Origin of the sequence: Crateriforma spongiae, assembly GCF_012290005.1 — a bacterium.
GTDB lineage: Bacteria > Planctomycetota > Planctomycetia > Pirellulales > Pirellulaceae > Crateriforma > Crateriforma spongiae.
Genome location: NZ_JAAXMS010000006.1, coordinates 20611 through 39607, shown reverse-complemented (window position 1 = coordinate 39607; position 18997 = coordinate 20611). Strand labels below are relative to the sequence as shown.

General features: G+C 55.3%; 9 protein-coding genes. 2 read left to right on the top strand and 7 right to left on the bottom strand.

Annotated features, from left to right (window positions below; genetic code table 11):
• Positions 1-89 precede the first annotated feature (89 nt).
• From HFP54_RS16620 to HFP54_RS16605, 4 genes are all read right to left on the bottom strand, one after another.
• On the bottom strand, positions 90-1586 hold the full coding sequence (locus HFP54_RS16620) for a hypothetical protein (protein WP_168566020.1): 1497 nt from the start codon (positions 1584-1586) through the stop codon (positions 90-92).
• Between the two features lie 211 nt (positions 1587-1797).
• Complete coding sequence (locus HFP54_RS16615) at positions 1798-6570, bottom strand: protein kinase domain-containing protein (RefSeq protein ID WP_168566019.1); 4773 nt, start codon at positions 6568-6570, stop codon at positions 1798-1800.
• The gene (locus HFP54_RS16610; RefSeq protein WP_168566018.1) at positions 6571-7167 is read right to left on the bottom strand and encodes an RNA polymerase sigma factor; all 597 of its coding nucleotides are present in this window, start codon (positions 7165-7167) and stop codon (positions 6571-6573) included. It lies immediately after the preceding gene.
• Between the two features lies 1 nt (position 7168).
• A complete protein-coding gene (locus tag HFP54_RS16605; RefSeq protein WP_168566017.1) occupies positions 7169-7507 on the bottom strand; it encodes a hypothetical protein in 339 nt (112 codons plus the stop codon).
• Positions 7508-7706: 199 nt separating this feature from the next.
• Between HFP54_RS16605 and HFP54_RS16600 the strand changes: the two genes are divergently transcribed.
• Together HFP54_RS16600 and HFP54_RS16595 are read left to right on the top strand one after the other, a co-directional pair.
• Positions 7707-8090, top strand: a complete 384-nt coding sequence (locus tag HFP54_RS16600) for a GxxExxY protein (RefSeq protein ID WP_235951970.1) — start codon at positions 7707-7709, stop codon at positions 8088-8090.
• Positions 8091-8273: 183 nt separating this feature from the next.
• Positions 8274-15257: a dockerin type I domain-containing protein gene (locus tag HFP54_RS16595; protein ID WP_168566016.1), complete on the top strand. Its 6984-nt coding sequence runs from the start codon at positions 8274-8276 to the stop codon at positions 15255-15257.
• Positions 15258-16030: 773 nt separating this feature from the next.
• Here the strand turns inward: HFP54_RS16595 and HFP54_RS16590 are convergent.
• The 3 genes from HFP54_RS16590 to HFP54_RS25985 are packed head-to-tail and all read right to left on the bottom strand — an operon-like array spanning position 16031 to position 18905.
• Positions 16031-17806 carry a FecR domain-containing protein gene (locus HFP54_RS16590; RefSeq protein WP_168566015.1) on the bottom strand — a complete coding sequence of 592 codons (1776 nt, stop codon included), beginning with the start codon at positions 17804-17806 and terminating at the stop codon, positions 16031-16033.
• The gene (locus HFP54_RS16585) at positions 17803-18369 is read right to left on the bottom strand and encodes a sigma-70 family RNA polymerase sigma factor (protein WP_315853917.1); all 567 of its coding nucleotides are present in this window, start codon (positions 18367-18369) and stop codon (positions 17803-17805) included. The genes HFP54_RS16590 and HFP54_RS16585 overlap by 4 nt, the downstream gene beginning before the upstream one ends.
• A gap of 5 nt (positions 18370-18374) precedes the next feature.
• Positions 18375-18905, bottom strand: a complete 531-nt coding sequence (locus tag HFP54_RS25985; RefSeq protein WP_261346958.1) for a hypothetical protein — start codon at positions 18903-18905, stop codon at positions 18375-18377.
• Positions 18906-18997: the final 92 nt, after the last annotated feature.

Sequence of the window (18997 nt, the reverse complement as noted above, 5' to 3'; positions counted from 1 at the left end):
CATACAACTCGTGGCGATTGTGCTGGAGCGACACAACGGGAGTGCGTTGCTCCCGCATTGCAATGGGCAGTGGTCGGGAGTTGCTTCGACTAAAGTCTGTCTTTCGAGATTTCACCGCTCTTGAAACGCTGCTTTAGGATCCAGCGGTCGATGGGAGTGGGGTTGGGGGCTCGCGTGAATTTGGCGAGGTTGTTGATGTAGACGAAGTACTTGCCGTCTTCTTCTTCCACGGTAGTGACTTGATACTCTTCCCATTGGCGAACGATCGTTTCAATTCTTCCGGCAAATTCCTTGTGTTCGACGCGGTCTCGGGGGACGGGCTTGCTGTTGACGATCCGCTTGATGACTTTCCCGACTCCATACTTTTTGTCCTTGAAGACCTCGAGGGCGATTTTGTGGAGAGCTTCGTTGCCCACTTCTTTAGGAAGATCTCGTACGGAACTGGCTGCATCGACTTTGGCTCGATAGGTGGTAACGTACTGTTCCAGTTGACGGCGTTGTACTGACCAATCGCGCTGGCGGTTCAGGGAAGAATTGAGCCGCTCAGCTTGTATGAGCGTTCGTAGCGTACGGTCAAACAATTCTTCGTTCTGTTTTTTCATGGCTTCGTTATTGAAGGCATAGTTGTTCTTCTCAACATCGAGCTCGCTGCGATTCTTTGCATTGGAAAGCCCGAACCTGACTTCGCGCTCGATCATTTGTTCCATGGCAGTCAAATCACGCTCCAAGTTCTCTATGGCTTTAGTCTCGATCCACTCCAGCCAGTAACGGCCTTGGCCGGTAGCCTCGACGATGTGATGCAACGTTGGTTGATCCTGAGCTGCGGAAGTCTTGAAGGTGTTGATCTTTGAAATGATCGCATCGACGTCCTCAGCAGTGAGTTCACGAGAGTGCATGATGTCGCGAGCACGTGGCAGTTCGATTTGCTCGGAGTAGCGAACGCGGATTTTCTCCACAAAGTCGGCGGCTTCTGAATTGGACATTTGCAGCGGACCCGACGCAGGCTGGAGCGCACGCTTTGCTTGGTCCAGTTCTTTGCCTACGCTCACGTAAACGGGATGGTCAGACTTTGGAATCCGTCCGTACCGAGCAGTCAGCGTTTCAAGATCGCTTCGCATCCGCGACCGCTGCTTGTCGTTATCCTGATAGCGCTGGATGTCGGCGAGCAGACCGTTGAGTTGACTTTCGATGCCCGCTAGCGACGGATGAGGTTTGGTGTTCTGGATTTCGGTTGCGGGTGATTGGCTTTTTGCATCGTCCGCTGTAGAGCCTTGAGTCGCTTTGTCCTGGATTTGTTGTTCGAGGGTTTTGATGCGTTTCTGCACGTATCGATACTGGACAGTTTCAGCACCAGGTAGGCGAGCGAATCGCACAACGATCTTTTGATGATCACGCATAAGTGCCGAGGCACGCTGCTGGTCGCCGTCAGCGGCCTTGGTGATCCAGTGTTCGAGAGAATCTAAGGCGTAGTTGATGGAGTGAAGCTTCGGATCGGTGATTTTGATCGAAGCGTCATCGGCGATTGCGCTCGTTTGAGCAGCAAATGCGATGAGCAGGGCGAAAGCAGGCATTCGGAGATTGATCATGGTTCTGTCCTTATATTTGGTTCGAGCAGTTCACGGCGGCTAGAACGTCGCCATTGGTGAATTGCTTAAGAACCCTGAAATGGACAGAGATTCTTGCGCCTCGGCGAAAAAACTTCAGCGCAGAGGCGGGGAGTCGCAGGTCCGCAAAGAAGAATTGATGCGCATTGTCTTCTCTGCGTCTCACCGTCTCTCGCGACTCTGCGTCAACTTCCTATTGCGAAGGCCGAATGATTCGCATCAGGCGCAAGGTGATGGGTTTGTTGGTAATGGGCGGGCTGATGATGGACCGGTCCGAAGAGCGGACCTTATGAGCGGGAGAATCAAACGCCCCCCCGAGAACGGCAAACAGGCTGTTGTCGCGAATCGTCTTGCCCGCTGCGGTTTCTAGGATTGGCCCGCCTCCTCTTTGAATCCCTGGCCGGCCTCCTCGTCCTGGACCCGGGCGACCTTCGGTATTTTGAAATCGCCCACCGGGTGGAGGTCCTCGGAAGCCTGGTGGTGGGCCAGCGGGGCCAGCATCAAAGGGAAAACCGCCTTGTTGATCCGTCACCAGTCCAATGGACCATTCGGCATGATTCCCCAGCATATCGAAGAGTCCAAAAGCGTTCGGCAGTCGCGTGGCTGTAGCCTCTCGGTTGACCGATCGCGTCCCCATCCAACGAATCGAACCGCTGCTAAGTTCCATGCCAAATCCATAAGGCCGCGGTGTTCGTGTGCCTGCCCGGCAAGCGTATTCCCAAAGATCGGGTGTTGGAATTTGATAGCCGCTGCGGCTGAGATGGTCTTGAACAATGCGCATGCCGCCGTCGATTCTTCCCTCGTCATTGGGCTCGAAGCACCACTCTGATTCTTCAATTCCTTCTCGCTCACTTAGCCAATTGCAATAGGCAGCGGCCTCATAGAACCCGAGTCGAACGGTCTGTTCGATCTCCGGCGAATTACCTCGCTGACCAGGTGCGAATTGTGCAGAGCGGATTCCCAAGTCTTCGCGAAACCGAAGTAGTTGCTCGGCGGTCAATTCGTGCTGGCTCACAAACAGTTTTGCAGGCACGTCGATGTCGTGCATTTCCTCGTTAGGCAAGCGATTGACGTCAGCTAGGGAAGATCCAACTGTCGCGCTGATATCTCCCGGCAATCGAACCATGACTTGATTCTCGACCGTGCGGTATGCGTCCGTGTCGTCGTCCACCGCATCGAATCCTGGCAGGTGGGAGTAGTCGACGTTGTAGCCGCCACGTCGCAAGAAATATTCGGCGCTAGCGGAAAGCTCTGGATCGAACTGGTGAAGTAGACAGTCCCTCGCCAGATCCTGTGCTTGTGGTGGCACCTGACTTGACGGCGGCAGGCTTCCCAGGATTTGTAAGTATGCTGCTGCGATGTCGGTTACTTCTCCAAAAGCATTTCCTCGCGAAGGCTTTGGATTGAGGTTGGACAACCGCAGCACGATTGGACCGGCCGGCAGTCCAGCTCGGGAATAGCACTCGATGATATAGCTGCGAAGTGTGAGGTCTTCCGAACGATGCAGTTGTTCTTCGACATGATCGGTCGTTCCCATCGAGAGTAAAATTGCGGCGAGATTCCCAAGCCGATTAGCCAACTCGACTCGCCGATTGCTGATGGCCGACGTACGACTCGCCGGGATTCTATCAGCATCCTCCCCGTTGCCGTCAACTTCTTCACTTACACTGATTTCATTCCAGTTGTTCAGCACCTCTGCATATCGGTCTTGGATCTTCACAGCGATTTCCTTGCTTGATCCCTGCACTGCTGGAACCACAGCGCTCAGATGATTGAGGGATGCGTATTCAAGCAAGTCAATCAATGCCTCTTGATTGTCGTCTGCGAAACTAGCGAGCAAGTAGGTGGCTGTCCGCGTATCGGTTGTGTCGCCTCCTTGTCGCATCGTCTTGAGTTCATCAATGAGTTTTTCCCGAATGGGATAGAGGCCTGCCGCAATATCACCAAGCTCAAGTGGGTCGGATTCGACGAGCATTCGGCACACGTCCTTGGCTTGGAATTGCCAGTCGGGATGCTCGGGCGCGAGGGGTGCCAAAGCGGCAGCGGCTCGCAGTCTTGTGCGACGCGTGTTGTCGGGACCGGAAAGCACACTTACCAGCGATGCGATGACAGCATCTCGATCAGCATCCGAAAGGTCCGATCGCAAGTGGCTGAGCATGATGTTTCGTAGCGGCGCTGTAACCTCCAAGACTCGATGACTCAAATACATCGCGTGCTCGGGTTCGGACTTTAAGAGTGCAAGGGCGACTCGATCTTTCGCTTGCAGATCGCCTTTCGCTTCCGATCTTTGGAGTTGATTTGTCAGCGGCGGCTTGGTCCAACGCAATCGCTGGCGCGCATCAGTAATGCTGGCGTCCAGTTGATCTGTACTACTTGTTGCAACGCGCTCAGCAATGGCCCCAGCCTCGACTGATTTGATGGTCCACCAAAACATGGCCGCGAGTAGAGCGAGAACAGCCATGACTGCCGTATCGACCTTCAGCTGTCGCACCGCAGAAGCACGCACAAACCGGCGTTGCTCATCGTTCTCTGGTCTTGTGAGAAATCCGAATCGCAGGCAATCGATGGGGCCAGCCAGGTTGCTCTTGCTCGGGTCTGCATGCCACCTCTCAGAACGCTCCAACAAATCAATCGCAGCTCGTCCCTTGATAGTCGAACGGTCATGCCGCCGGAGCCAGTTGCGAATCTCGGTTACCCAAAAGTCGTGTGTCAACTGATAGGAAGCTTCGGCATCACTGCTGCTGGTTGGTGTGATCAGGTGCAGTTGCTGGTCAAGACGATCCATCAAGTCCCCAAATAGCGGGTCCGATGCATTCAAGCCACTCGTCTTGCAAAGATCGCTTCGCGTAACCGGGGATCCTCGTAACTTCCCATTTTGCGGGACAAGCCGTCGCAGGCAAGCTATCGCTGGCTCCGTCATGTGTTTGTATTGTGTCGATCGATCAATGGATTCTTCCAAGAAGACTTGTCCAAGAGAGCCACGCTCACGGAGCTGGTCCAACCGCGTCCTCGTCCACTCGTCCTGCCCCAGGAGCGCTGCCAGCAAAGCTAGGCGTACCGCTACAACTTGGCCGTCCTCAGCCACCAGATCTAAAGCATCTTCAACAAACTGTTCACTCAGAGAATGCTGACTCCAGATCTGCAGGACCGCGCCCGCGTGAGAACTGCCGAAAACCTCAGCGCCGATGGCGTTGCGTTGATCTCTTAGTGGCTGGTCAATCGAGTGCATCAGTCGACTCGTGGCGGACCAAAATTCATCGCGCACCACAAGGACGAATTGCAACTGCGCTCCATCAGCCTGCCTTAATCCTTGGACGAGTTCGTCGCCGAAGGGCTCGGATTCATTCCAACTGAACACTTGCTCGAATTGATCGAGCACCACAACCTGCTTGGTTCGCCCTTGTTCCCGAAGCTGGCGACAAAGTTCGGAAAAACTGCCCGCCTCAGATCCCCTGAGTCCACAGCGATGGTGGAGTTCATTCGCGAGGCCGGAAAGGTCTTTCTGTTCCGTCATGTCCACACAGGTGACATCAATTTGCGGACTAATGTGCGGCAAAACTCCTGCGTGCAGGAGCGAACTCTTTCCGCTTCCGCTGGGGCCGTACAAAACGAGTACGGGTCTTGCCGTGGCTGCCGGCTCGGTCGGCTGAAGGCGATCAAGCCACCAACGTACGTTGTCCGGCATCCCGCGTGCATCGCGTTGTCCAGGCAGCAGAGCCCAGAAGTCATCGGCGTCTGCCGACGTGAAAGGGCGCAAGCCGCGATTGGGAGTTCGCATCGGGGTGGCGATTTGGGCTGGCTGAGGACGACTTTCGTACCAATGCAAGTCCTCTGCCAGACTTGCCGCGGAGTCGTAACGATCGCTCATCGCTGCAGCCGTGGCTTTGTTACAAATCCGTTGCAACTCGACGGGCATCTCAGGAGCTATCCGTCCGATTGAAATAAGTCTGCCAGTTGAGACTTCTTCGAGTAATTCCCGTGACGTTTGACTTCTCCATGGGCGTTGTTTGGTCAACGCTTCAATCAACAAAACGCCCAACGAAAACACGTCACTTCGAGCATCGACGCGGTGGCCTTCTCCGCGCGCCTGTTCGGGGCTCATGTAGGCAGGAGTGCCGACCAGCTCGCCACTGCGTCCGGCATTCCATTCCGCCAAGGCCAGTCCAAAGTCAAGAATCACTGGCCGGTCGCCTTCGCGAACGATGATGTTGCTGGGTTTCAAATCGCGATGCACGATCCCTGATGCGTGAGCCTTCCCGAGTGAATCGCAGAGGCCCGCAAATAGACGCACAATGCGTGGCTGGTCCTTATCGATGGACATGGACCAATCGGAAAGACTCTGGCCGTCCAACAGGGATGTGACAATAAAGGTTCGTCCCAGTGGATCGATACCGCAATCAAAAACAGAAACGATTCCTGGGTCGTCTAACTTGGCGACAATCCGGGCTTCGGCGAAGAGTGTCTCGTCGGTTGCCAAGCCATGAATGACTTTGACAGCGACGCTCCGTTGTAACTGGAGATCCCAAGCACGATAAACAATCCCAAAAGTTCCTCGGCCAATTTCATCGTCGATGCGATATCGATCGAGTTCTGGACGCTGATCGGATTCGATCGCTGGGCTTGCCGATGTGCCAACGGCTTGACTGACTTGCCCGCGAATTTCTGCGGGTACCTCGTCTAAGAACGCGGCCCGGGTGGAAGGCGTCAAGGACTGGTCTTCTTCGACGTATCCGAAGGCCTCACACCAGAGTTCGATTTGCAGAGAGTGATCGTTTGCGACGACTTCGAGATCACGAATGTACTGTTGCACTGGGATCGATTCGGAGTGCTGATGGCGAAGATACTGATCAGCAAGTACAACTTCGCGAACTTCATCAACTGACAATGACCGCTGGCGGAGAAATTCGCCCAAGTCGCGAAGCCCCGCTTTAAAATGTTTTTCGTATTCGTCGGCAATGTTGGTCATCTACGCGTCCGCTCTCGACTCCAACATCTCCGTGAGCAGTTTTCTTATCTGCTCGAGCTCACGTCTAACGGTACGTTCCGATCTGCGTACTGCTTTTGCAATCTCCGGAACGGATGTGTTCTGGAGGTACAGCTCGAAAACTTGTTTGCCCACAGGCGTCATCTTTTGTGCGGCCAAATGATACTGTTCTGCGAGGATGGCTGCTTCGTCTGCGGTGGGCTCACCGGCCAAATCGGCGGGTGCCAAACCGTAGCAACTGCGACTGGCGTTGATGCTGGCTTCTGCCGTAACGCTACGTTTATCCGCTTGATGGAACCGTGCTTGCGCGCGGACCTTGTTCAGTGTGATAGCGGCCAGCAAGCCCCAAAGTTGGCCGCTTTGCTGAACTTGCAAACGGTCTTCACCTGTCCGAGCAAAAAAGCTGCGGTAGACCGATTGAACGATGTCTTCGGCTTCAATGCGTCGGGCAAGTGTCGGAGAAAGTCTGCTTGCCGCCAAGGCGATCAATCGCGAGACGTAGCGATCGTAAATCTCCCCGGCAGCCAGCTCGTCTCCACCACGCCAGCGGTCCACCAATTTGACTGACTCGTGGTCCATTTTAGGTTCCTAGGTTTTGCACAACTAGCCAGAGGGTCGTTAAGCCAGCGGCCACGAATCCCAGTCCCGCTGGCAGTAAGCTGATCGCTGGCGACGCTCGAAGCAAGACAAGAATCGGCGGCACAAGCACAGCCAAACCAAGCGAAATGCCGACGATCCAGATACCCCACTTCAACGTGGAGTCGTTCATGCGATGATCAGGACCATCGACGCTGAACAGAACCATCATCATAGCGAAAACAACCACCCCAGCGGCAATCACCGCCAGGATGATGAGAACGGTCACCGCAGCCAATGTGCGGATACCCAGTGACTGCTCACTGAAGTCAAGAAAGTTCATGGTTTGTTACCTCCGTAGACGTGAATTGCGCTCGCGAGGCTTCTTGGCCATCGAAATTTGCGAAAATCTAGGAAGTAGAAGTAAGCGCAGAGGCGGGGAGACGCAGGGACGCAGAGAACAATGAATTCCAGTTGTCTTCTCTGCGACTCTCCGTCTCTTGCGCCTCTGCGTCAAATTCCCTTTGTTTCACGGAGAAGTGATGATGCAGGAAAACGATATCAGCAAAGCTGTCTTGAATCTTTCAATTGAAGTTCACCGAACGCTTGGTGGGCCGGGACTGCTGGAATCGGTCTACGAGGAGGCTCTCGCATGGGAACTCAACGAAGCCGGTTTTAACGTCAAAAGACAGCTCCAAGTCCCCATTAACTACAAAGGGAAAGCTCTTTCCACGCCGTTGAAGCTCGATCTCTTGGTCAATGCCTTGGTGATCGTGGAATGTAAAGCTACTTCGAGGTACAACGAATTGTTTGAAGCCCAAACGCTGACGTATCTTCGGCTTATGAATCTAAAGCTCGGGTTGGTCGTGAATTTCGGAGAGCGGATGGTCAAAGACGGGTTTCACCGTGTTGTGAACGGGCTGTGAAGAATGAAGCGCAGAGGCGGGGAGACGCAGGGACGCAGAGAAATCGTTTGCATGAACAGCCTCTTCTCTGCGACTCTCCGCCTCCTGCGCCTCTGCGTCAAATTTTTCGTTTTTCTTGTCCACTATTGAAAGCGATTGCAATTCACCGGCAGAACCATTTCAGCCGGAGAGGATTCAGCCGCTATGTCACGACGAACGAACAGAAACGCCAAGCGACGACGAACTTTTGAAACACTGGAAAAGCGACAACTCTTGTTCGCTCCGCTTGAGCAAACGACGCTGCTGGGTGGCCTGGAAACACTGGCCGACACGCTGGATGAAGTCGAAACGCACGCGCAGTACGCTCAGCAGATCCCAGGACTAGAGAAATCAGCAGGTCAGCTTTCAGACTTCTCAGAGATTGTCCGCGATGGTTTGATCGAACCGCTTTCGAGCCTGCTGACATCAGCCGCTGAAGTCACCCCAGCCGATGTGGTTGGCCTGCTCGACGGATTTCAGTTGTCGAGCGGAGGAACGACGACAAGGATCGATTCCGGTTCTGTGTCGGTGGAAGAAATCGACGATTCCTCGGGAGCGTCGATCGAACTGACGGCCACTCTACAGCAATTGACGACTCGAAGCGAAATGCTCAGTGACTTTGGCGAGGCGCTGTGGATCTCCTGGGCGGATGATGCTCCTGTCGTTTCTGTCGAATCCCTCACCGAGATGACGATCACCCTTGGCGTGGATCGTGTTGGGCAAGAATTTTACGCGAGTCTCGGCGAAGTGACGACGAGCCTATCGATTGATGCAAGTGGAATTAGCGGTGGCATCCACATTGGGCCACTTGGGGCGAGCGTCAACAATGGTAGTGTTCTGCTGAATGCTGAATTGGAGGCAGATTTCGGCAGCCAGAGGATCACTGCGAACCAGTTGCAAGGGGCTTCCATCGACGGCCTGGTCAGCCTGGCAGCAACGGGCAGTTTTGAATCCGAGTTCGATACCGGTTTCGCGATCGGTGACTACTCCGGCAGCGAGACGTTCGTTTGGAATGACTCAGCAGTCTTCGATGGCACAGTTGAGTTGCCAGAACTTTCGGAGACGGGCGACCTGATTCGCATGACACGCATCGATCAAGAAGACTTGCGAGGCTTTTTCGGCTTGATCGGATCGAAGCTCGATGAACTGCTCGGCTCGCTCGATTCCAGCGACGCCTCTGGGCTTGGCGATGACTTCCTGCCCTGGCTGGAAGGATTGAAGTTGCCGGATCTTTCAGGCTTGGCGGATCGGTTCAGCGAAATGGTAGACGGAGGCCTGAGTGACGATGAGGGACGAGCAGACTTTGCGACATTCGACGACTTCCGTGAGCGGCTGCAAATGCTCACCGAACGAGAGACTTTGCTTTCGTACTTGCCGGACACGGCTGAACTGACTTTCGATTTTGAAGTCTCGGCCTCACGCAATCTAGCAGCGCTCGATTTGACTACCGACAAATCCTACGGCTCGTTGGCTGGGCTCAATCTCGATGGAACCGCTGGAGCAACCGGTGAGTTCCTACTGTCGGGAGTGTTCGGCGTTGACCTGAATGCCCTGGCAGAGGACAGCACGCCGGACGACATCAGTGACGACGATAGCTGGGCGAATCACTTTTTCATTGATGACGTTAGCATCTCTGCGGACGTCACAGCAGCGACGGAGTCAGCAAGTGCGTCAGCCCGATTGGGTTTCGTAGGCCTGAGTGTCGGTGAAATCGGGGTTGCCGCCGATGCGACCGTCGCTTTGGAGCTTGCCGACGATCAGCAAACCGATGGACGAATCACCTTCAAGCGTTTGAGCGAACTGGTACTGACTGATCCGGGAGCGTTGGTGCAGTCGTCGAGCTTGACTGGATCGGCGGATATTTCTTTGGAGGACATCACTGCAGAGGGAATTCCTGGATTGGAACTCGATGGCGGCGTCATCACGGTTGGTATCGACGACTTGAATGATCCAACCAATTTCTCGCTCGACGTGAACGAGGCATTGAGAAACGTCAACTCACTCTCCACCGTGACGATTGATCAGTGGGTGGACATGGCGGGTGATGTGATCGAAGTCTTGGATACGCTCACAGAACAAGGGAAGTGGAACGAAGAATTGCCCGGCGTCGGTTCCAGTGTCAACACGCTTTTGGACCACGCGGCAAAGCTGCAGCAAGCGCTCGACAACTTACTGGAAACGGACGAAGCGACGATTCAAGAATTGGGCGAGCGTTTGGAGCTGCTACTTGAAGACGCACTGCGGCTTTCACCAGAGTTGCTGGATGTGCTGTTGGTTTGGCAAAACGACACGCTCGAAATGTCGGTTGAATTCAGCCTCGAACAGCAAGCCAACTTGCCACTCTCCCTCGACTTGGCTGATCTTGTCGCCGCCTCAACCGACGATACAAGTGCCTTTGATTTGCTTGGCGAGCTGGTCGACGTGGGAGCCCAGACAAACATTGCGGCACTCGCCGCGCTTCAGGCGAATCTAGTATTCGGTGCGGATGTCGCCGACGTGCTCTCCGGTACAGCGACTGCCCCAACGCTGTACGTCGGAGACACGACCGGATTAGAAGCCGAGGTTGCGTTCGGGGCCAGTGACTTGAACGCATCCATCGCCATGGGGCCGCTCGGCTTGTTCATTCGCTCAGGCAGCATCACAGTGGATGGCGATGGTGACGCGGCGACATCGGATTCCGCACAACTTGCCGCAGGCTTGGCTTCGAAAGCCAGTGGTCAATACACACTGGATGAAGTTCGATCGATCTCGGCGACGGACATCGAGACGACCTTCGCAGCAGGAGCTTCCATCGTACTGCCACTGTACTTCCCAACGGAATCCGATCCGGTAGGCGGTAGCGAGGTTAACCAGGCCAATGCGATCATCGTGGGCATCGGCAACATCGCTGGGCTGTTCAATGAAGAAGATCCGCAAGTGACGTTGCAAGCACCGGATGTGAATAGTCTGATCGAGGATTTTGATCCAGTCGACGAGGGTCTACGCGTTCTGGCCGATGGTATCGAGGCGTTGCTGATCAAAGTCGAAGGTCTACTGCGTGAACAAGTCCTCAATCGCGACTTGCCGATGGTAGGCGACAAGTTTGAGTCGGCGGCTGACTTTTTGCGTGAAGTCCGCGAAGATGCTTTGCCGATTCTGCGAGACGACTTGCAGCCGGGACAACTAGTCGAAGAAGTTAAGCAAGTGTTGTTCGACGCGCTCGGCGACGTCATGCGACTCGCCGATACAAACGGCGATGGCAAAGTAGATCACCAAGATATCTCGCTTCTGTTTGATTCGCTGAACCAAGCAGTGGCCTTGGACCTGATGCTCGGCGGCTCCTATGAAGTCGGCGCGGGAATCGACTTTGACCTTGGGTTGCCAGGCGTCGGCCTGGACTTGGACGGTGGCGTGCATGCATCACTCGACTGGGCATTGGACGTAGCAGTCGGTGTCGACCGCGCAAACGGGTTTTATGTCGACACGACCGATGTGAATGAACTTGAGCTGGGTGTGCTCGTCACGTTGCCGCAAGCTGAACTCACCGGAACACTGGGACTGTTCCAGATCTCGGCAACGGACCAGGGTTCACGCCTGCAAGCCGAGTTTGATGTGGATCTCAAGGAACCGTCAGGCGATGGCCTACTGACATTCTCTGAGCTGGTATCGACTGCTGTCTCACCGGCGGATCTGATCGCAGCGAAACTGACCGGGGCTGCCGACATCGACTTCGCGCTCGTTGCCGGAACCACCTTTGCTGCCTTGCCCGAGCTACAAGCCGACTTCGTACTGGACTGGAACTTTGACGGCAGCGACTTATCGGGTAGTCTCGAGCGAGTCGCCATTGAGAACATCGCTTTGGACCTGGGTTCGTTCATCAGCGGATTTGCTGGCGACATTCTGGGGCGAGTCCAGGCAGTTCTCGAACCCATCGAGCCGATTGTCGATATCCTGACCGAGCCATTACCAGTCGCCAACGATCTCGAATTCTTGGTCGACAAATTCGCTGGCGAGACGGCTCCCTATGATCAGGTAAACCTTCTCGACTTAGCTTCGTTGCTTGGGAACGTTGATGTGCAGATGATTGACGCTATCGTGCAGATTGTTGACTTGGCGTCCAACATCCCAACGCCTGTTGCTGGAGAGTCGGTCCTAATTCCGCTCGGTGAAGTGGTCATTGTCGGTGCGAGCACGGCACCGGGAGACGTCTCCAATGACGATGCTGCGATCTCTGAGAAGGACCTGCACGAAGAGCTGGAAAGTTTTACCGGTAGCGAGGAGCAGGAGCAATTCGCCCAGGAATCATCCGCGTTTCTCGATCAGATGACTTCGATCACCGGCGGCGGATTCGTCTTTCCAATCATCGACAATCCTGCCAGCTTACTCGGAATCTTACTTGGACAGGACGCGACGCTGTTCGGCTACCAAACACCTAAGCTGTCAGCAGACTTTTCGATGGGCGTGACTGTGCCGATTACCGGCCCGCTCGCAGTTGAATTTGTGGGCGGCATTGGGGTTTCGGCCCAGTTTGCGTTTGGCTACGACACTCGCGGTTTACGGAACTTCATCGAGTCGCGAAATCCGCTGGAATTGGGCGATGGATTCTTCGTAAGCGACACGGAAAACGTGGATGGGACGGGAGCCGACGTTGACGAAGTCACCTTGCGAGGCAGTCTTGAAGCTTTTGCGACTCTGACAACCGGTGTGGCCAGCGCTTCGGTTGGAGGCGGCATCTACGCGACTGTCGGAGCCAACTTAAATGACACCAGCGGCGACGGCAAAGTCCGGTTGCAGGAATTCGTTGACAACTTGCCCCTCTGTGCCTTCGATTTCGCCGGCTCGGTTTCAGCTGGACTTCGCGTCAAAGCCCAGGTGCTCGGCGCCCCGTTCAGCAAAAATATCGCCACGGTCAAATTGCTTGAGTTCGGTCTCTCTTGTTCTCCGGCTCAGTCATTAGCTTTGGGGGAAATCGATGCGGATGGAGTTTACAACTTGTTCGTCGGCGATTCGGCCGATCGACGTGAAGTCGGTCAGGGCATCATCGACGAATACGTGACGTTTGCTCCGAGCCTAGATGCCGATGGCAACTCGGTGATCGAAGTCAGCGGGTTTGGCATCACTGAGACGATCAGCAACGTGAATGGCATTCGAGCGGATGCGGGCGACGGCAATGATTCCCTTGTAGTGCTCGGCAGTATCGACGTCCCCGTCGAGTTCCATGGCGGCCAAGGCGACGATGAGCTCGTAGGCGGCAACTTGGCGGACATCCTGCAAGGCGGTGGCGGCGACGACTTGATCCAAGGCAACGGCGGAGATGACGAGATTCGCGGTGGAGCAGGTACGAATACGCTTGAAGGCGGTTCGGGCGACGATTCGATTACAGGCGGCGACCGCGACGACTTCATCGATGCCGGTTCGGGTGATGATGCGGTGAACGCAGGCCGAGGCAACGATACGATTCTCGGTGGCAGCGGCATGGACTCGCTCGACGCTGGCGATGGCAACGATGTTGTTTACGGCGGTGACGACAGTGACTGGATCAAGGCGGGCAGCGGAGATGATGAAGTCTATGGCGGACTAGGCGACGATGCGATCGAAGCCGACGATGGCGATGACTTGGTAGACGCTGGTGCTGGTGCAGATTTTGTGCATGGAGGCCGCGGCATTGATCGCCTGAAAGGTGGACTCGGAGACGACATTATCTTTGGCGGTTTCGACGCAGACTTCATCGATGGCTTCGATGGCAACGACATTCTGATCGGCGGCAACGATGCGACCGAGGATATTCGCGACGATAGCAACGACATCATTCGCGGCGATGCGGGTGACGATATTCTCATTGGCGACGATGGAGCGGTTTTGGACTTCGACGGCACGTTCCACATCATCGAAGTCATTGGTGGTTCCGGCGATGATTATCTGGAAGGTGGCATTGGCAAGGATTGGGCGCACGGTGTCGGCGGAAACGATGAGATCTATGGTGGCGAAGGCCACGACCACTTAATCGGTGGTGACGGCGACGACGAGATCTTCGGTGAGGCTGGTTCCGATTGGCTAGAAGGCCGCGATGGTGTCGATCGCATCTTTGGGCATGCTGGTGGCGACTTGATCGGCGGTGGTCGCGGTGCGGACTACATCGATGGAGGAGACGATGAAGATCAACTGTACGCCCATGAAACCGGTGGTGGCGAACCATGGTTCATCGGTCGCAAGGAAACCGAGGACGACGCAACTGAAGATGTATTGCTAGGTCGAGCTGGCCCCGATGAAATCGTTGGCGGCCTCGGCAATGACACTATTTTTGGCGGAGCGGGCAGCGATGCCATTCTCGATCGTGGTGGCGACGACTTGATTGAAGGCGGACTTGGCAACGACTACATCGAAACCACGATGGGCCACGACACGATCTTTGGGCAATGGGGCGATGACGAATTTGTTGTAGGTACAGGCAGCTTTGCTCGAGTCGATGGACAGCATGGAGTCAAGCAACCTGTCGCCTCTGAATTGCCCGACGACGCCAATAACAAGATGTTGGTCTACCAAGCCGATATTGACCTGGACTTCGTGACTAACAAGCTCGCCGATGACGTTACGGACATTGACCACCTGGACGCAAGCTTCGCGACAGGATTCAAAATGAGAATCGATCGTGACGCGGTCGAGAAAATCACGGACAGCAGCAACACGCTGCGACTCGACTTCGCTCGCGATGCCGACGTGCAACTCGATGGTGCCTGGCAGGAAGCAGACGGTATCGACATTGACGGAGTGGCCTATCGGCAACTGACTAGCCAAGGCGTCACCCTTATCGTCCCCGACTTAAAACCCCAGCACCGAGAAAGCGATCCCAACGACGTGAATGGCGATGGCATCGTCAGCGCGTTAGACGCGCTGCTTGTCATCAATCACTTAAATCGGCAGAACGAAAGCCGCTCAGTCATCCTGACTCCAACCGAAGAACAAAACCTCCTCGATGTCAGCGGCGACAACTGGATTACTGCGCTCGACGCTCTACGAGTCATCAACGAACTCAATCGTCGAAGTCGTGCGTCTTCAGAAGGAGAAGGAGAGTCAGCTTTTGAATTTTATGGCGATGAAGACTTGAGAAAACGGAAGGTTCACGTCGAGTTTGAAACTATAGAACACCGACAGTTAATCGATAGGCTTTGATATTTAAATCAATACAAGGACCCCAGAGGTGCTCTCGTTTGCGATCAGGTCATTGATCCGTGGGCCAAGCTTCTTGCCGTGGCGAACGAGTCGACGCCGTTCCTGATTGTTCAGTGTGATCCGATCGGGTAACTTGCTTCGAAGGATTGCATTCTCCGCCTTCAGATACGTCACTTGCTGGGCCAACTCCTGCCGGGTGAGCGACGCTAGCAGTGTCAAAAGTGGGTGAACAATCGCGGCCATTCGTGCTGCCGATTCCCTCGCAATTCCTGAAATGACCGGGGTGCATCATTTTGTACCCCGCTGAAACGATGAGCGTACGGGACGTTTCGCTCGCCGCAACGGTCGCGGGTGTGAACTGTGTTTGCCCGTTCAGGTTTCGGCCGCACCATTCGTAAGGACCGGAACAGATTGCCAGCGTTGAAGTCGCTACAGGCTACATTCTTCCCCTGTTAACCACTCGCAGACAAGCGAGATACAACAGCATCGGTTAATAGCCAAGCAGCAAACAGCTTTCGCAACCGCTTCGTCGCGTGACGTAGCGAATGAGACGGGAAATGCATCTCAACAGCCATTCCACGCTGGAAAAACCTGCAATATCCGATGACTCTCTCCGGATCGGTTTTGTACAGGGAGGACTTGGGCGGTCCCGGCTACGACCGATCATGCTGTCGTGCTATAGATAAACTGTCTCTTCCCTATCGAGTGTCAAATTTGACCGGTCCACGCCCCAGAAAACTACAGGGAGCGTGGCGAGAATTTGACGATAGCTTTCATCGTTTTTCTGAGTCCGCGTCTGTTTCTCTCGCGATCACTGATTGCCAGGTCGAACCGAGGCGTAGTTCATCGAGGTGCCATACGGCATCGCTGCCGGCTGTAATGCGAATCCATCGAATCGCTTTTCTTTCTAGCGGTAGCTCGGCCTCGACGGTCCACGTTTCCGCTGTTGCCGGTTCGATCGCTTCAGAAGAATGGTACATGCGCAATTGCGGCGAATGATCCAAATCAGCGGACGGCAATCGTACCACCAAAAAGTAATCCTCGCCCGGCAGGATCGATAAGCCGGTCCGAGAGACACGGTGACGGCTGTTGATAAACGGCACACCGCTCGATGTGATTCCGAATGAGGCAACCGCATGTCGCGTTCGACCTCGGCCAGGTAAGTCAGGCTCGAGCGTGATTCGCAATGAACGATCTAAGTCTGGACGATCCTGAGGCGGGTTTGTGTCCTGTGGTCGTTTGCTTCCTGGGGCAGGGTGAGATTCAATTTCTGCAGATCTGATGATAATGCTTAGATAGAGCTCGGATCCGGGGTCCCAAGTAATCGGCGGTGATAGTTCACGACGGATATCAGTGCCGTCGGAGCACAGCATCAGTCGTCTTTGCTCGCGTGAGACTCCAAACACCGATCCGGCAGGAGCATCGATAATCTCCGCTGCTTTGCCGCGTCGCTGCCCGATGGGAAGCCAACCTCCGGACCATCCGAATCCGCTGCGGCCGCGACGAACTCGGCCAGCAATATTTTCGAATCCGTCGTAGGCAATGATTTCGCCCTCGGTATTTGCTCGAACAGCCTGCTCGATGCGTCGAACGAACTGACGCTGGCCAAACGGTATGAACTTTCCAATGCTCGGTTTCGATCGCGCGTATTTCTTCGCCTGACCAGCTTCAATCTTGTCTTCGAGGTCATCTGTTGATCGTGCGCCTTCAAGCTTTGGCACCCACCACACGCTGCCATCAAACACGTGGACTTCTGTGGAATCTTTGGCCACCGACACGGCGTACTCGGTTCCTTCGTCCAGGATTTCTGACTCGGGCGTTCCAAGCACGAAACCGTTGGACTGTTCGGTGACATGGACTGCCACGCTTCCGGAGAGCAACTCCGCAGTACTTGCATCAGTCACCTTCAACTCGCAAGGTGCCTGAAGAATCAGGTTGGTTCCCGACCCAAACTTGAGCTCTGCTGCTCCCTGCTGAAGTACGGCCGTGCCGGAGCGGAATGTGCCCTCCCACGAAACCGGTTTGACTTGCCAGCGACAGTCGGGCTGTTCGATTAACTGCCCGAGTGCATTTTCCGTAATGAAGTTGCCATCAGAGGAGGAAAGCTGCGAGCCGGCGATTTCTTGCTCATTGTTTTTTGGAGTCCACGAGAGGGCTGCGATGAAAAAGATGACGGACGCGGCCAAGACTGCGAGGACAGTGAATTGCCGGTTCATCCAACGCTTGGAGTGCCTGCCCTCCCCTCGCTTCGCTCGACCCTCCCACAGGGAGGGTTGGGAGGTGGGGCGCGCATCGAGAGCTTCCGTCACCCAATGCGCGTCGGGATGCAGAGTAACGTGTTTTGCAACTGGCCCATGCTTGATTGCGTGTGATTCCGGTGCCTCCGCGGCCCAACCACGCAATCCCGATTCCAGGTCCATACGCAGGCGGAATGCGGCACGAGCTTTCCCATCCGCTTTCAGAAGTGATTGCAGCTCTTCATGCTCGGCGGGAGATATGTCTCCAGCGACGAGTAAATCGATTAAGCGGTCGAGGTCTTGAGCGCTCACAACACAAAATCCTCCGCTGCAATATGGCCACGTATGCAATCCGACAGCTTTTCGCGAAGTCGAGCGAGCTGTTTGTAAAGGGCATCACGACTGCGACCGAGCTTGCTCGCCACTTCCGAGATCGTGGAGGTCCCGTCGTAACAGCGACGCATGATCTGCTGTTGTCGTGGTGATAGTTGTTCCATGCAACGGTTGAGCGCTTGCAGCCGAGCCAGAGTCAGCTCCTCCTCTGCCATGGATTCCTCAGCAAGCAACTCGGAAAGCTCGGAATCAAAATGGAGTCGATTCCTTGCTTGCGTACGCCGATGATTGCGCACTTCGTTAAAGGCGATTCCGCAAGCCCAATGAAAGAAGCTGCCGCCCGAATCGAAGTCCGCCATTTTCGACCACAAAACGACGCTCGTCTTCTGAAAAACGTCCTCGGCATCCGCTGGATGAGCAAGCTGCTTGGCGATAAAAGCGTAAAGCGCGTGCCGATGCTGAACGATCAGTGAGACAAACTCACTTCCCGGGTCGCCCTTGTCCGTTTCATTCGGTGGTTCGGTAGGAATGGGATCGCTCACCAGTCTCAATCATCCAACAGCGGATTGCCTTTACCCGATTTGCCACTTGAGTCTTGGTCCCGTGGGGCGGCCGTGCCACGACCGCGTTGGCCGCCTCCGCCTCGTCGGGCTCCACCTTGCGTTCCTTGCCCTTGGCCACCGCGCCCGCGCATCGCTGCACCTCGCCCTCCGGCGGCCCGTTCGCCCGCTTCCTCAGCGGTCAGCTTGCCGTCGTTGTCTTCATCTAATTTGGTGAAGGCACGCAGCGCGTTCTGCATTTCTTGACGCGTAATGATTCCATCCTGGTTGTCATCGATCGCGGCGAAAAGCTTCCCGGTTGTGTTTCCCCTCGCACCGCCCGCCTGACCACCCGCTGCGCCTCGCCGGCCACCTCGGCCGCGTCCCAAATTCTCCTGATCCGCTCCATCGGGCGCCTGCGTCTCAGCTCCACGAAATCCCCCTCCGCCGCGGCCACCCCGCTGGGCCTTGGCGTTATCTGAAAAGATAAAAAGCGAGAGAACGGCAATAGTCAGTGTAGTTGCAGTCTTGGAAACCATGATCTATCCGGCGAGTTATTTGCTGGAGCACGCTTCAGGACGATCCTTCAGCCAACTGTAGTCGTCGAAGTGGAACCTGATTGGACGCGGAA